Below are 14,011 nucleotides of genomic sequence, written 5' to 3'. Positions count from 1 at the left end.
GAGCCGCCATGCTGCTGAGGGTCAGAGTCGCCCTGCCCGATCGTCCCGGCTCGCTGGGGCAGGTGGCCCGGACTCTGGGCGTGGCCGGCGCGGACATCGTCCAGGTGGTGGTGCTCGAACGCCTCGGCGGGCGGGCCATCGACGACTTCACCGTGGTGTGGCCCGGTGGAGCCGGAGTCGAGCGGCTGCGTGCGGGGCTGGGCGCGATGCCGGGGGTGCGGGTCGACGGGATCTGGCGGGCGATCGGCGCGCCGGTGGCCGGTGCGTTCGACGCCGAGCTGCTGACGCAGGTGGCCTCGAACCCGAACGAGGGACTGGCCACGCTGGTGGACACGGTGCCCGCGCTGCTGGCCGCGGACTGGGCGATGGCGCTGCGGGTGCCTGCCGACTGGGCCGCCCGCGGCTCCGTGGGCATCGATGCGCGCCACGGCGCGGACGACATGGCCGTGCTGGGCGCGGTGCGCAAGCGCCCGGTGCCGCCGGTGGTGTATTCGAGCTGGCGCGCCCCGGAACAGCTCCAGCTGCCCGAGGTCACGCCGCTGCGAGCGCGCGCGATCACCGGTGCCGACGGCACCCGCTACGCGCTCGCGCCCTTCGGGCGGGCGGGGCTGGTGCTGGTGGTGGCCCGCTCGGCCGACGCGGAGCTGCCGGTGGCGGCGTTCCACGCGACCGAGGTCGACCGGGTGGCGCAGCTGGTGCGGGCCGCCGCGGCGATCGTCGGCGACCGGCTGGACGCGGCGAAGGCACCCGCCCCGCGGGAGCCCGAGCGCTCGGCGGAAGCACCGGCATCGGCGGTCTGACCTGCACAATCGTTTCTACCGTGTGAGCTCGGGCATAGCGAGATCTTGACAAGGCCGCGTAACCGAGCCGAAACACGCCAGGCGCACCCTGAATCCTGTCGGTGGCCGCCCTCATCATGGAGGAGCGTCCATCGACAGGCAGTACCGCCGCAAGAAACGGAGCAGGTCATGGCGTTGTGGCGAGTGAGGGCGACCGTCGATGATCGTCCTGGGTTCCTGGCGGTGCTGACGGCGAGTCTCGCCCTTCGATCGGTCAACATACTCGCGGTCCAGGTGCACACCACCGAGGCCGGCGCCGTCGACGACTTCCTGGTTGACGCGCCTGACGCGCTGTCCGAGGACGAGCTGGTCGCCGCGATCGAACGCGGCCGCGGGCGCGACGCCTGGGTCAGCCGCACCGACGTGTACGGGCTGATCGATCCCCCGACCCAGGCGCTGGGCCTGGCCGCGCGGCTCGCCGCCGACCCCGACGGCCTGCACGGGGCGCTGTCCGGCCTGCTCGGCGGCAGCCTGGTGCGGCGGGAGCAGGGTGGCGCGACCGTCACCGGCCACGCCGACACCACGATGCGCCTGGCGGACCCGTTCGTCGACAACGGCGTGCTGGTGGTGACCCGGCTCGCCCCGGCCTTCACGCCGGCCGAGTTCGCCCGCGCGCAGGCGCTGGTCGAGGTCGCCCGTGCGGCGCTGACCCGGCGGTTGGCCAGTGCGGTCGCGCTGCTGCCCGACGGCACCGAGGTCGCGTTCCGCCCGGCGGGCTCGGCGGACGTGTCCGCGGTGGACGACATGCACGGGCGCTGCGGCGACCGCAGCCTGTTCATGCGCTACCTCGCCGGGACCCGCGGCCCGAGCCGTGGCCGGCTGTCCCGGCTGCTGACCCCCGCCCGCGGCTGCACGCTGATCGCCGAGACGACGGTCCCGGGCACCGCGGGCAGCCGTGTCGTGGCCGTGGCGAACCTGATCGGCGAGGGCGAGACCGCCGAGGTGGCGCTGCTGGTCGAGGACGGTTGGCAGCGGCGAGGCATCGGCACGGCGCTGCTGCGCCGCCTGCTGTCGCTGGCGGGTCCGGCCGGCTTCCGGTCGGTCACCCTGCACACGCACTGCGACAACGATGCGATGCTGCGGACGATGAAACGGCTGCCACATCCGGCCCGGACGGATCGGGACGGCACCCTCATCAGCGCCACGATAGCGGTGTCCGAGCTGCGTGCGGCCGTGTGACCTGGGTGGGTGAGGTGAACGACCGTTGGTAGGCGGTCGCACACATTGTGCGATGGCCATACTTGCGGTCGTCACACCATTTCACTCATGACCGCCCCTCACACACCTCTTACGGGATACCGTGACGCTCCGTTGACCGACTGGCACCCGGACCGGCCGGTCGACTTCGCCGAGGCCGAGGAGTTCCTGCGTGCCTGCTACGCCGAGCTGCCGAAGCTCGGCCCGGTCGAGCCGCGGCTCGCCGTGGTGCGCGAACAGATCGCCGCGCTGGGGACCTACACCCACACCCACACCGAGCTGGTCCACGGCGCCCGGATGGCCTGGCGCAACGCCAGCCGTTGCATCGGCCGGGTGTACTGGCGCAGCCTCACGGTGCTCGACCGCCGTCAGCACCGCGTGCCCGACCAGATCTTCGACGACCTCGTCAGCCACCTGCACACGGCCACGGGCGAGGGGCACAACCGGGGCAAGCTGCGGGCGGTCATCTCGATCTTCGGGCAGGCGGTGCCGGGCCGCCCGGTCACCCGGCTGTGGAACGACCAGCTCATCCGGTACGCCGGCTACCGCAGCGGGGACGACATGACCGGCGACCCGCAGTACGAGCACTTCACCTCGGCCGTCACCAGACTCGGCTGGACCGGCAAGGGCAGCGCGTTCGACCTGCTGCCACTGGTGCTGCAGACCGGCGACGGCGAGCCCCGGCTCTACGAACTGCCCGAGTCGGCCGTGCTGGAGGTGCCGCTGGCCCACCCGGAGTACGGCTGGTTCGCCGAGCTCGGCCTGCGCTGGCACGCCGTGCCCGCGATCGCCAACATGCGGCTGTCGATCGGCGGGGTCGACTACCCGCTCGCGCCGTTCTCGGGGTGGTACATGGGCACCGAGATCGGCGCCCGCAACCTCGCCGACGGCCACCGGTACAACCAGATCCCGGTGATCGCCGCGCGCCTGGGCCTGGACACCAGCAGCGAGTCCACGCTGTGGCGGGACCGGGCGCTGGTGGAGCTGAACCGCGCGGTGCTGTGGTCCTTCGAGCGCGCCGGGGTCCGCGTCACCGACCACCACAGCGAGTCGCGCCTGTTTCTGACCCACGTCGAGCGCGAGCGCCGGGCGGGCCGGGACACCCCGGCGGACTGGACCTGGATCGTGCCGCCGATCTCGGGCGGCCTCACCCCGGTGTTCCACCGCTACTACACCGAAGCCGACCAGCGGCCGAACTTCTACCTCGACCGGTCCGCCCAGCACCTTTCGCTGACCGCGACGCCCGCGGTGACGGTGCCGGCCCAGCGCACCGCACCGGAACCGCGCACCCCCGTGGCGGGCGAACCGGTCCGCTGCCCGATCACCGGCCAGTTCGCGACCGCACCGGCGGCGGAGTTCGCCGCCGACCGCGGACTCGACTCCACGGCGGACGGCCTCGGCCAGGACGACCTGGACTTCGACCTGGACGGTCTCTCGTTCGACGGTCACGACCCGCAGCTCGTGGACGGGGTGGGCCGCCCACCGGCGCCCGAGACCGTTCCGGCCGGTGCCGCGCCCGCCCCGATCCCCGCCGAGCCGGTGCCGGCCCGCAAACGCGGCCTGCGCCGCCTCCTGGGCTGACAGCCGCTGACCTGGGGTTGTCCCAGAACTCGTGACAATCATCTCCGCCGCGGTGAGCGTGGGTCGGCCGTGCAGCGCCGACCCCGCCGCCCCGGCGGACCGCCAGGCCGAGACGGCCCGGTATCGATCTTGAGCAAGGCTGCGATCAGGCCCGGGGATGGACTATGGTCGGTGCACGCTGAACCCCCTCCCCCCAGGAGTTCGCATGCAACGACGCATCGCGGTTGTCGCTGTGTTCGTCATGATCGCGCTTGCGGCCTGCGCCTCCGCCTCGAAGCCCTCGGCCGGTGGCACCACCCCCACCCCGACCTCGTCGCCCGCCCCGGCGGTGACGCCCACCGCGGCCCCGTCGCCGTCGATGTCGATGTCGGTGCCGAGCGTCTCGCCGACGGTGGCCCCGGCGCCGCCGGCCCCCAAGCCGGCCCCGCCGGCGGCCTCGACGAAGCCGATCAGCTGCACGGGCGAGATCGCGCAGACGAGGCCGGTCGCGAGCGGCACCGGCCCCGGCGGTTCGCTGGTGTCGACCGGCTCGCCCGCGGTGGCGCTGACCTTCGACGACGGGCCGGACCCGATCAACACCCCCAAGATCCTCGACGAGCTGAAGCAGTGCGGGGTGAAGGCCACCTTCTGCGTCGTCGGCTTCCGGGCACGGGACAACCCGGAGATGATCACCCGGATCGCCGCCGAGGGCCACACCCTGTGCAACCACTCCTGGCAGCACCTGTTCGACCTGGCCAAGCGGGATGACGCGTACATCCGCAAGGACCTGGAGAACACCAACAAGATGATCCTGCGGGCCGCACCCGGCGCCCGGGTCGCGTACTTCCGCGCCCCCGGCGGCAACTTCACCACCAAGCTGGTGAAGATCGCGTCCGAGCTGGGCATGAATTCGATCTACTGGCACGTGGACCCACGCGACTGGGAGAGCGCCAAGTTCGGCAAGGGCACCGTGATGGTGAACCACATCATCGCGGCGGTGGAGCGGGACGTGCGCCCCGGCTCGATCGTGCTCTCGCACGACAACGGCAAACCCGACACCATCGTCGCGTACCGGACGCTGCTGCCCTGGCTGAAGGCCCGCTACACGCTCATCGCGCTGCCCGACGCGCCGCCGTCCCCGGCTCCGGGGGCACCACTGCCCTGACGCCGCCTCTCGGCCGTGCCGAGAGGCGGCGGCGTTCAGCGGTCCGACAGGGTGCCGTGCTCGACGCAGGTCGCGGTCCAGCCGGTGGGCACGACCTGGACCTTCATCCGGCGACGGCAGCGCGCACAGAAGCGCGGCGGCTCCAGCTCGCGGGCCGCCCGGCAGCCCTGGTGCGGCGCGCCGTCGGCCGGTTCGCCGCAGCGGTCGCAGTAGGTCGTCTCCACGGCCGGCCTCACAGCGTCGCGGACAGGGCCTTGACCGGCATCTTCAGCTCGGCCAGCAGGTCGAGGTCGGAGGTCGCCGGGCGTCCCAGGGTGGTCAGGTAGTTGCCGACGATCACCGCGTTGATGCCGCCCAGCAGGCCCTCGCGGGTGCCCAGGTCGCCGAGGGTGAGCTCGCGGCCGCCCGCGTACCGCAGGATGGTGCGCGGCAGCGCGAGCCGGAACGCGGCGATGGCCCGCAGCGCGTCCTTGGGGTCCATCACCGGCTGGTCGCCCAGCGGCGTGCCCGGCCGGGGGTTGAGGAAGTTCAGCGGCACCTCGTCGGGCTGCAGCTCGGCGAGCTGCGCGGCGAACTCGGCGCGCTGTTCGAGGGTCTCGCCGAGGCCGATGATGCCGCCGCAGCAGACCTCCATGCCGGAGTCGCGCACCATCTTCAGGGTGCCCCAGCGCTCCTCCCACGAGTGCGTGGTGACCACGTTGGGGAAGTAGGACCGGCAGGTCTCCAGGTTGTGGTTGTAGCGGTGCACGCCCATGTCCACCAGGTCGTCGACCTGCTCCTGGCTCAGCATGCCGAGGCTGGCCGCCACGTTGATGTCGACGGCCTCCTTGATCGCCTTGACGCCGTTGCGCATCTGCTGCATGAGTTTGGCGTCCGGGCCGCGTACGGCGGCGACGATGCAGAACTCGCTCGCCCCCGTGGCCGCGGTCTGCTGGGCGGCCTTCACCAGCGACGGGATGTCCAGCCACACCGAGCGTACAGGCGAGGAGAACAGCCCGGACTGCGAGCAGAAGTGGCAGTCCTCGGGGCAGCCGCCGGTCTTCAGCGAGACGATGCCCTCGACCTCGACCTCGGGACCGCACCAGCGCATGCGGACCTCGTGGGCCAACTGGAGCGCGGCGGGGATGTCGGAGTCGGGCAGCCGGAGCACTTCGAGGATGTCGGCTTCCTCGAGGCCTTGTCCCTCGGCGAGGACACGGGTGCGGGCGCGGTCGAGTACCGATACTGAGCTGGTCGACATGGGCGTACCCTACAACGCGGCCTGTTCGGGTCGGCCAAAGGCCGAGTGACTGAGGTATGGATGGGTTGAACCATGGGCGACTGGCTGGCGACACTGCGACGCAAGGCCGACCTGCGCGAACGCGCCGGGTTGCGCCGGGAACTGCGTCCGCGCGCCGGTGACGACGCTCTCGTCGACCTCGCCGGCAACGACTACCTCGGCCTGTCCCGCCACCCGCGGGTGCGGGCCGCCGCGGCGGCCGCGCTGGACGAGTACGGCCTCGGCGCGACCGGCTCCCGGCTGGTGCGCGGCAGCACCGACGTGCACACCGCACTGGAGCACGCGCTCGCCTCGTGGCTGGGGGCCGAGCAGGCGCTGGTCTACTCCAGCGGATACCTGGCCAACCTGGGCGCGATCCGGGCCCTGTGCGGCCCGAACACGCTGCTGGTCTCGGACGCGCACAACCACGCCTCGCTGATCGACGGCTGCCGGCTGGCCGGGGCGCAGACCGCGACGTACGTCCACGGCGACCCGGCCGACGCGGCCCGCGTGCTCGCGGCGAACGCCGGGCGGCCCGCGGTGGTGCTCACCGAGTCCGTGTTCTCCGTCGACGGCGACCTCGCCCCGCTGGCCGAGTTGCACGCGGCCGCCCGCGCGCACGGGGCGCTGCTGCTGGTCGACGACGCGCACGGGCTCGGCGTGATCGGCCCGTCCGGGGCCGGCGGCGTGGTCGCGGCCGGTCTCGCGGGTGAGCCCGACGTGATCGTCACGGCGACCCTGTCCAAGGCGCTGGGCGGCGCGGGCGGCGTGGTCGCCGGACCCGCCGCGCTGATCCGGCACCTGGTCGACACCGGTCGCACCTTCATCTTCGACACCGCGCTGCCGCCCGCGATCGCCGCCGGGGTGGGCGTCGCGCTCGACCTCGCCCGCGACGGTGCGCCGCTGCGCGCGGTGTTGCGCGAACGCGCGGCCGCGATCCGCGACACATTCCGGGCGGCGGGCCTGGCCGTCACCGACCCGGCGGGCGGCGTGGTGTCCGTCGAAGCCCCGTCGGCCGAGCAGGCCTGGGCCTGGGCCGGAGCCTGCCGGGACAAGGGCGTGGCGGTAGGGTGCTTCCGCCCGCCGTCCATTCCGGACAGTCGTTCACGGCTGCGGCTGACGGTCAACGCAGGCGTGCCCGCCGCGGACTTCGCCCGGGCTATGGAGATCATCGTGGAGGTGCGGCCGTGACGGGGCTGACGGGGATCGTGCTGGTCACGGGCACGGACACCGGGGTGGGCAAGACCATCACGACGGCGGCGATCGCGGCCGCGGCGACCGCTTCGGGGGTACGCACCGCGGTGGTCAAACCCGCCCAGACCGGCATCGACCCCTCCTACGGCGAGGTGCCCGACATGGCGGTCGTGGCCCGGCTGGCCGGCCCCGCCACCACGGTCACCCTCGCGGAGTATCCGGATCCGCTCGCGCCGACCGCGGCCGCCCGGGTGGCGGGCCTGCCGCCGCTGGACATGTTCGCGATCATCGACCAGGTCAAGAACATCGCGGCCGAGCACGAGCTGACCCTGGTCGAGGGCGCGGGCGGGCTGCTGGTGCCGATGGGCCTGCACCCCGGCGGCGCGATGTGGTCGCTCGCCGACCTCGCGGTGGCGCTGTCCGCGCCCGCGGTCGTGGTCGCCCGGGCCGGGCTGGGCACGCTCAACCACACCGCGCTGACGCTGGAGGCGATGGCCCGCCGCAACATCGCCGGCCGGGTCGTGCTGGGCTCGTGGCCCAGCCGCCCCGAACTGGTGCACTTCGCCAACCTCGCCGACCTGCCCGAAGACCTCGACGGCCTGCTCCCCGAGGGCGCGGGCGCCATCGAGCCCGGCGTCTTCCGCCGTAGCGCTCCCGGCTGGCTCAGCCCCGCCCTGCACGGCGACTGCGACGACCCCCGCACCCTCGCCGACCTCGACGAGGACTGACCCTGGTCCCAGCACCATGATCACCCGATGTGCCTGGGGCGCTGTGCGACGCCGCACAGCACCTGGGCGTTGTCAGCGGCCGCGGTGGGTCGAACGCCTGCCCGCCGGCTAGCGGGCCGACTCGGGAGTGCGCTTCGGAGCAGACAGGACCCAGGAGGCGAAGGCTTCAACGCCGTCCACGACCGCCTCGAAGCGCGGGGAGTGGAAAACGTCGAACGCGTGCTGCCCGCCGGGCAGCTCGGCGTAGACCACGGTGTTGTCCGAGACGCGGCGCAGTCGGGCCACGAAGTTCCGGGCGCCCTCGACGGGCGCCAGCGCGTCCTTCGTCCCGTGGACGACGAGGATCGGCGGCGCACCGGGGTGGATGTATCCCTGTGGCTGGTACGGGGATGGCGTCTCGTCGGGCTCCTCACCGAAGTAGTGGCCGTAGTAACCGTAGAGACAGATCGCGGCGGTGACCGAGGTGTCGGCGGATTCGAAGCCGGGCTGGAACGCCGGGTCGTTCGGCGTGAGCGCACACAGGCCCGCCAGGTTGGAGCCGGCGGAGCTGCCCGCCACGAACAGCCTCGACGGATCGGCACCGTAGGCGGCGGCGTGCTCGCGGGCCCAGGCGATGACCTTCTTGGCATCGATCTGGTGGCCGGGGAAGGAGGTCTCCGGCCGCAGCCGGTAGTTGGCACTGAGGCATACCCATCCCTGGCTGGCGAGCCGGTACAGCAGGGGCCGGGCCTCGCGGTTCTTCGCTCCGCCGGTGTAGCCGCCGCCGTGGAAGTAGATCAGGACCGGCCCGCCTTGCGGCGCGTCGCGGCGGCGGTAGACGTCGAGCAGATTCCGGCGCCCGGCGTCCGCGTAGCGGATGTTGGGGATCCGCTCCACATCCCGCCGCCACATGAGGCCCGGTAGCAGCAGGATGCGAGCCCAGGGCCGGTGGCGGCGCAGGGATACGCGCACCCGATCCCGCCAGTCGGTCCCCAGTCCGTGCTGAAGGGCCCGCTCGACCGCCCGGTCCGTCCGCAGGCCCCGCCAGGCGGAGACAGCCAGCCCGGCGGCGGCGACAGCGGCGACCGCGGCCGTCGCCTTGGCACCCGGTGACCGCAGATCGCCCTCGGCGGCGGCCAGTGCCGTGGAGCCCACCAACAGGTAGAGGCCCACGAACGGCACCTCGTTGAGGCCCAGGCCGAACCAGAAGCTCATGCTCGCCAGCGGTCGGGGCCGGCGCGGCGCGACAACGGCGAAGAAGGTGCACCAGGCGAAGACCGCCGTCGTCCCCACGTATCCCATCGGCACGGTCATGGTCGTGCCCCTGTCGAATTCTCCAGATTTACTTCGGAGAAGGCGCTGTTGCCATGTCCCATCGTTGATCTCCTCACGTGCAAAGTTCGATCTGTGCGAGTTGTCCTGGCGTGGCGCTCATGAACCTCGCTCTGCCGCATCACCCACGACCGCGTGCCGCAGGATCCGGAAAGGACCCTGCGGCACAACGGCGCGGGTTGGCCTCCCGTCAGGCGGCGTCGAGGGCGTTGGTGATCTTGTGGATCATGTCTGCCACGACGGGGCCGGGCTGGCTCTGGTGGGTGGCGGATGCGATCGCGGTGACGACGGTGCTGCGGAAGTTGCCGGCCTCTTCCGGAGCCTGCTTCTTGAGCAGGCTCATGGCTGCCGTCAGGGCCGGCAGCACGCGGTCGGCGATCTCGGCCACGGACCTGCCGTTCAGGTCCTTGCCCTTGGGGTAGTCGGCGAGCACGTGTCCGACCAGGCCGGTGGCCGAGCCCAGCGCGATGCTGCCGTTGGTGGCGATCTTGTGGGGTGAACCGCTGGCGGCACCGGCAGCGGACAGCAGCGTGACGGCGCCGTAGGCGGCGATCCGCAGGGTGGTCTTGTCCTGGTCGGAAAGGGTGACGGACATGGTGCACTCCTTGAACCTGGGGTGGCGACTGCGCTCAGGTGGGGCAGCGCTGTCTTCTGCGATGCGTCCACCATCGGCGCCACGGCTGACACCGCCCTGACACCGCCCTGACGCGACCCTTGGATCCACTCACCGGTGTTGCGCCAGGTAAGCGGCGTCAGTGGGGGCGGTGGACGGTGAAGGTGTCGGGCATCCGGAAGCTGAGGTTGTCGGGGCACCAGGGGGCGCGGACAACCTCGACGTCGCGGAGCAGCGGCGCGGTCTCGGCGACGACGACGGCGGCTTCCATCCGGGACAGCTGCGCGCCGACGCAGCGGTGGGCGCCTGCGCCGAAGGCCAGGTGGCGGCGGGAGCCGCGCTGGCCGGGCACGAAGTCGTGCGGATGCTCGGCGACCGCGAGCCCGGCCCGGGCCAGCCAGAGCACGACGCTCGCGCCTTTGCGCACCGGGAAGCCGTCGAGTTCGGTGTCCCGAGCGGCCACCCGCCGCCAGGTGGGGATCGGCGGCACGAGCCGCAGCCCCTCCTCGACCACGTCGTCCACGCGCACGGTGCCCCGGGCCAGGCCGTCGAGCACGGCGGGCTCGCCGGACAGCCGGTGCAGCAGCAGGGTGAGGAACTGCGACGTGGTCTCCTGACCGGCCACGAGCAGGAAGAACAACGCTCCGACGGGGGTGTCCCGGGGCAGCCCGGCCTCCGCGGTGTACGCGCGCAGTTCGCCGACCATGCCGCCGGCGGTCCGGGCGAAGTCGCGCAGCACGGTGTGGAACCGGCCGACGGTCTCGGCCAGTGCGAGCTGCCGGGGCGCGTCGAGCGGGGCCCAGAACAGCTCCAGCGCGGCCCGGGAGAACTCCTTGACGACGGCCGCCTCGGCGTCGGGCAGCTCGACGAGTTTCGCCAGCACCAACAGGGGCAGGTCGGCGGCGAGGTCGGCGTACAGGTCGACGGGCTCGCCCGCGCGCAGCCGCGCGGCCAGCGTGGCGAGGCGGCGGCGCACCACCCCGGTCAGCCATGGGCGTAGCGCCTCGACCCGGGCCGGGTGCAGGGCCTGCGCGGTGATCTCGCGGATCGCCGGATGGGACACGCCGCCGTTGTTGGCCAGCGTGGCGGGCAGCTTGAAGCCGTACGAGGCGAGCACGCGCAGTGCGCTGACCGGCATCGGGCTGATCGCGTCGAGGGCGTTGTCGGGCCGGAAGGTGTCCGGGTCGGCGAGCACCTGCTTGACGAGCCGGTGCTCGCTGACGACGACGTGGGTGACGCCGACGTGGTCGGTCACCTCGACGGTCGCTTCGGCCCGCCCGTCGTTGTCGAAAGGCTGGTCCCAGGTACGGAACAGCACTCCGACACCGTACTAGGCGGGGTGAGCGACCGTTCAGGCAAGGGCTCGCGGGGTGATGACGGTGATGCCGGTCGGGGGCAGCTCGCCCATCGCGGTCAGCGCCGCGGGCACCTCGTCGAGGCCGATGGTGCGGGTGACCAGCGCGTCGGGGCGCAGCCGCCCGGACACGACGAGGTCGAGCATCGGGCCGTAGTCGGCGGCGGCCATGCCGTGGCTGCCCAGGATCTCCAGCTCCCAGCCGATGACCCGGCCCATGGGCAGCTCGGGTGCGCCCTGCGGGAGCAGGCCGACCTGCACGTGGCGGCCGCTGCGGCGCAGGCTCAGGATGGCCGCGGTGCAGACGGCGGGGCTGCCCAGGGCGTCAATGGTCAGGTGCGCTCCGCCGGTCAGCTCGCGGACCGCTGTGACCGGGTCGGTCTCGCGGCTGTTCACGCAGGCCACGGCGCCGTGTTGGCGGGCGAGGTCGAGCGCGCCGGGGGAGACGTCGACGGCGACGACCCGCGCGCCGTACGCGGCGGCGATCATCACGGCCGACAGCCCGACGCCGCCGCAGCCGTAGACGGCGACCCACTGCCCCGCGGCGACCCGCCCCTGCGCCACCACCGCGCGGTACGCGGTGGCGAACCGGCAGCCCAGCGCGGCCGCGGCGGCGTACGACAGCTGCTCGGGCAGGCCGACCAGGTTGAGGTCGGCGTGGTCGATCGCGACGAATTCGGCGAACGAGCCGCGGTGGGTGAACCCGGGCTGGGTCTGGTGCTCGCAGACCTGCGGCGCGCCGCGGCGGCACGGCTCGCAGCCGCCGCAGCCGCAGACGAACGGCACGGTGACCCGGTCGCCGACCCGCCAGCCGGTGACGTCCGCGCCGACGGCGTGCACGGTGCCGGCCAGCTCGTGGCCCGGCACGTGCGGGAACGTCGCGATGTCGGGGTCGTGGCCCATCCAGCCGTGCCAGTCGCTGCGGCACAGCCCGGTCGCCTCGACCTTGATCACGCAACCGTGCGGCGGTGCGGTCGGTTCGGGCAGCTCACGCACGTCGGGCTGCTGTCCGAAACCGTCATAGGCGACCGCGCGCACGTGTTCCCCTCCCACCGGGCCGCGGCCGGTGCTCCGGCCGCGATGCCCAGCACATTACGTCGCGAAACGGGGCGCAGGTAGGCCCGGGACGCACGTGGATCATGGTGTGCGTCCCGGTCAGGCGCGGGACGGAGCCCTGAACAGCCGTCGCTACTCGGCCGCCGGGTAGGGCTCCGGGCGGCGGTACGCGACGCCGAGCGCGTCGAAGCGCGCCAGCATCACGTCGAGCCGCTGCCGGAAGTCGCCCAGCGCGGTGCGGGTGCCCCAGCCCGCCTCGGCCACCGCGGACATCCGCGGCAGCAGGTTGTACGCCGCCCGGCCGACCGTCGGCAGGTACTCGCCCCACAGGTTGCCCTGCACGCCGAGGACCCGGTTGTCGCCGGCCGGCGGCTCGTCGGGTTCGGGCTGGTAGGCGTACACCTTCTCCAGCGGCAGCAGGCCGCCGATGCTCACCGGCTCGCCGGGCGCGTCGGACTCGTAGTAGTCGAGGTAGACGTGTTCGCAGGGGGAGGCGACGACGTCATGCCCGGCCTGGAGCGCCGCGGTGACGTATTCCTGGTTCCGCCACGCCATGATCACGGCTTCGGCGGGCGCGCCCCGGCCGACCAGCTCGTCCCAGACCACCACCCGGCGGCCGTGCTCGCGCAGGTGACCGGCCAGTTCGGAGATCCACCAGCCGAGCAGGTGCTCGGGGTCGGTCAGCCCGAGCTCCTTCATCCGCGCCTGCGCACCCGGGTTGCCCGACCATTCCGCGGGCGGCACCTCGTCGCCGCCGAGGTGGATCAGCGTCGACGGGAACACGTCGACCAGCTCGTCCAGCACGTTCTTCATGAACTGCACGGTGGCGTCGTCGCAGTTGAGCACCGTGTCGTAGATGCCCCACCGGGTGCCGGTGGCCAGCTGCGTGCCGGGGTTGTTGCCGAGCTCCGGGTAGGCGGCGATGGCCGCGGTGGTGTGGCCGGGCAGGTCGATCTCCGGCACGACGGTCACACCGCGCCGGGCCGCGTACGCGACCAGCTCGCGCAGCTCGTCCTGGGTGTAGTGGCCGCCGTGCGGGGTGCGGTCGGCCTGCTTGATGTTCTCGTGGCCGATCGGCGACTCCCGCCGCCACGCGCCGACCTCGGTCAGCCGCGGGTAGCGCTTCACCTCGAAGCGCCAGCCCTGGTCCTCGGTCAGGTGCAGGTGCAGCGTGTTCATCCGGTGCATCGCGAGCAGGTCGACCACTGTGCGCAGCCAGGACACCGGCTGGTACCAGCGGCCGACGTCGATCATGATGCCGCGCCACGGATACCGGGGCCGGTCCTCGATCTGCGCGTACGGCAGGGTCCACGCGAGCCCGGTCACGGGCGTGGCCGCGTACGCCTGCGGGGGCAGCAGCTGGCGCAGCGCCTGCACGGCCCAGCGCAGCCCGGCGAGGGTGCCCGCGACGGCGCGCACGCCCGTGCCGTCGACGGTGAGCCGGTAGCCTTCGCCGCCGAGGTCGGCCGTGCCGTCCAGGGTGAAGACCAGTTCGGCGTCGTCACCGCCGTCGGCCAGCGGCAGGCCGGTGGCCGGGCCGAGCAGTTCCCGGAGCAGGTCGGCGATCTCGGCGGGGGCGCCGACCGTGGTCTGCGGGGTGAGCGTCCGCTGTCCCGGGGCCGGCGCGTACGAGAGGGGTTGCGGGATCAGCACGGCGGCTCCTCCGGGTAACGACACCTAGAAAACGATTTCGGGAACAGCAGTTGCGACGGTAGTACAGCTTCTTAACAGTAGTC

Annotated in this window: 13 protein-coding genes; 6 read left to right on the top strand and 7 right to left on the bottom strand. The window is 72.8% G+C overall.

The window, feature by feature from the left end:
* Nucleotides 1–8 precede the first annotated feature (8 nt).
* The 4 genes from F9C41_RS14405 (at nt 9) to F9C41_RS14390 (ending at nt 4,761) form a co-directional block, all read left to right on the top strand.
* Nucleotides 9–800 carry an ACT domain-containing protein gene (locus F9C41_RS14405; RefSeq protein WP_155387281.1) on the top strand — a complete coding sequence of 264 codons (792 nt, stop codon included), beginning with the start codon at nt 9–11 and terminating at the stop codon, nt 798–800.
* 273 nt (nt 801–1,073) lie between these two features.
* Nucleotides 1,074–2,018, top strand: coding sequence for a GNAT family N-acetyltransferase (locus F9C41_RS14400; RefSeq protein WP_330164765.1), 945 nt, complete (start codon nt 1,074–1,076; stop codon nt 2,016–2,018).
* A 132-nt stretch (nt 2,019–2,150) separates the two neighbouring features.
* On the top strand, nt 2,151–3,617 hold the full coding sequence (locus tag F9C41_RS14395; RefSeq protein WP_230689590.1) for a nitric oxide synthase oxygenase: 1,467 nt from the start codon (nt 2,151–2,153) through the stop codon (nt 3,615–3,617).
* Nucleotides 3,618–3,822: 205 nt separating this feature from the next.
* On the top strand, nt 3,823–4,761 hold the full coding sequence (locus F9C41_RS14390) for a polysaccharide deacetylase family protein (protein ID WP_230689589.1): 939 nt from the start codon (nt 3,823–3,825) through the stop codon (nt 4,759–4,761).
* A gap of 35 nt (nt 4,762–4,796) precedes the next feature.
* Here F9C41_RS14390 and bsaP read toward each other — a convergent pair whose 3' ends face one another.
* Together bsaP and bioB are read right to left on the bottom strand one after the other, a co-directional pair.
* The gene (gene bsaP, locus F9C41_RS14385; RefSeq protein WP_155387279.1) at nt 4,797–4,985 is read right to left on the bottom strand and encodes a biotin synthase auxiliary protein BsaP; all 189 of its coding nucleotides are present in this window, start codon (nt 4,983–4,985) and stop codon (nt 4,797–4,799) included.
* A gap of 8 nt (nt 4,986–4,993) precedes the next feature.
* Nucleotides 4,994–6,001 (bottom strand): biotin synthase BioB, encoded by a 1,008-nt coding sequence (gene bioB / locus F9C41_RS14380; RefSeq protein ID WP_155387278.1) that lies wholly within the window; start codon nt 5,999–6,001, stop codon nt 4,994–4,996.
* 72 nt (nt 6,002–6,073) lie between these two features.
* Between bioB and F9C41_RS14375 the strand changes: the two genes are divergently transcribed.
* Nucleotides 6,074–7,210 (top strand): 8-amino-7-oxononanoate synthase, encoded by a 1,137-nt coding sequence (locus F9C41_RS14375; protein ID WP_155387277.1) that lies wholly within the window; start codon nt 6,074–6,076, stop codon nt 7,208–7,210.
* A gap of 17 nt (nt 7,211–7,227) precedes the next feature.
* Nucleotides 7,228–7,941, top strand: a complete 714-nt coding sequence (bioD, locus tag F9C41_RS14370; protein ID WP_155387510.1) for a dethiobiotin synthase — start codon at nt 7,228–7,230, stop codon at nt 7,939–7,941.
* A gap of 108 nt (nt 7,942–8,049) precedes the next feature.
* Here the strand turns inward: bioD and F9C41_RS14365 are convergent, their stop codons facing one another.
* The 5 genes from F9C41_RS14365 to F9C41_RS14345 form a co-directional block, all read right to left on the bottom strand.
* A complete protein-coding gene (locus tag F9C41_RS14365; RefSeq protein WP_155387276.1) occupies nt 8,050–9,234 on the bottom strand; it encodes an alpha/beta hydrolase in 1,185 nt (394 codons plus the stop codon).
* A 208-nt stretch (nt 9,235–9,442) separates the two neighbouring features.
* Nucleotides 9,443–9,847, bottom strand: a complete 405-nt coding sequence (locus F9C41_RS14360) for a hypothetical protein (RefSeq protein WP_155387275.1) — start codon at nt 9,845–9,847, stop codon at nt 9,443–9,445.
* A gap of 157 nt (nt 9,848–10,004) precedes the next feature.
* Nucleotides 10,005–11,183 (bottom strand): cytochrome P450, encoded by a 1,179-nt coding sequence (locus F9C41_RS14355; protein ID WP_155387274.1) that lies wholly within the window; start codon nt 11,181–11,183, stop codon nt 10,005–10,007.
* 33 nt (nt 11,184–11,216) lie between these two features.
* Nucleotides 11,217–12,257, bottom strand: a complete 1,041-nt coding sequence (locus tag F9C41_RS14350; protein WP_155387273.1) for a zinc-dependent alcohol dehydrogenase family protein — start codon at nt 12,255–12,257, stop codon at nt 11,217–11,219.
* Between the two features lie 150 nt (nt 12,258–12,407).
* Nucleotides 12,408–13,928: a beta-N-acetylhexosaminidase gene (locus tag F9C41_RS14345; protein ID WP_196279766.1), complete on the bottom strand. Its 1,521-nt coding sequence runs from the start codon at nt 13,926–13,928 to the stop codon at nt 12,408–12,410.
* Between the last annotated feature and the right edge of the window lie 83 nt (nt 13,929–14,011).

Origin of the sequence: Catellatospora paridis (assembly GCF_009720365.1) — a bacterium.
GTDB lineage: Bacteria > Actinomycetota > Actinomycetes > Mycobacteriales > Micromonosporaceae > Catellatospora > Catellatospora paridis.
The sequence above is the reverse complement of the archived record's forward strand: the minus strand, read 5'-3'. Positions and strand labels throughout refer to the sequence as shown.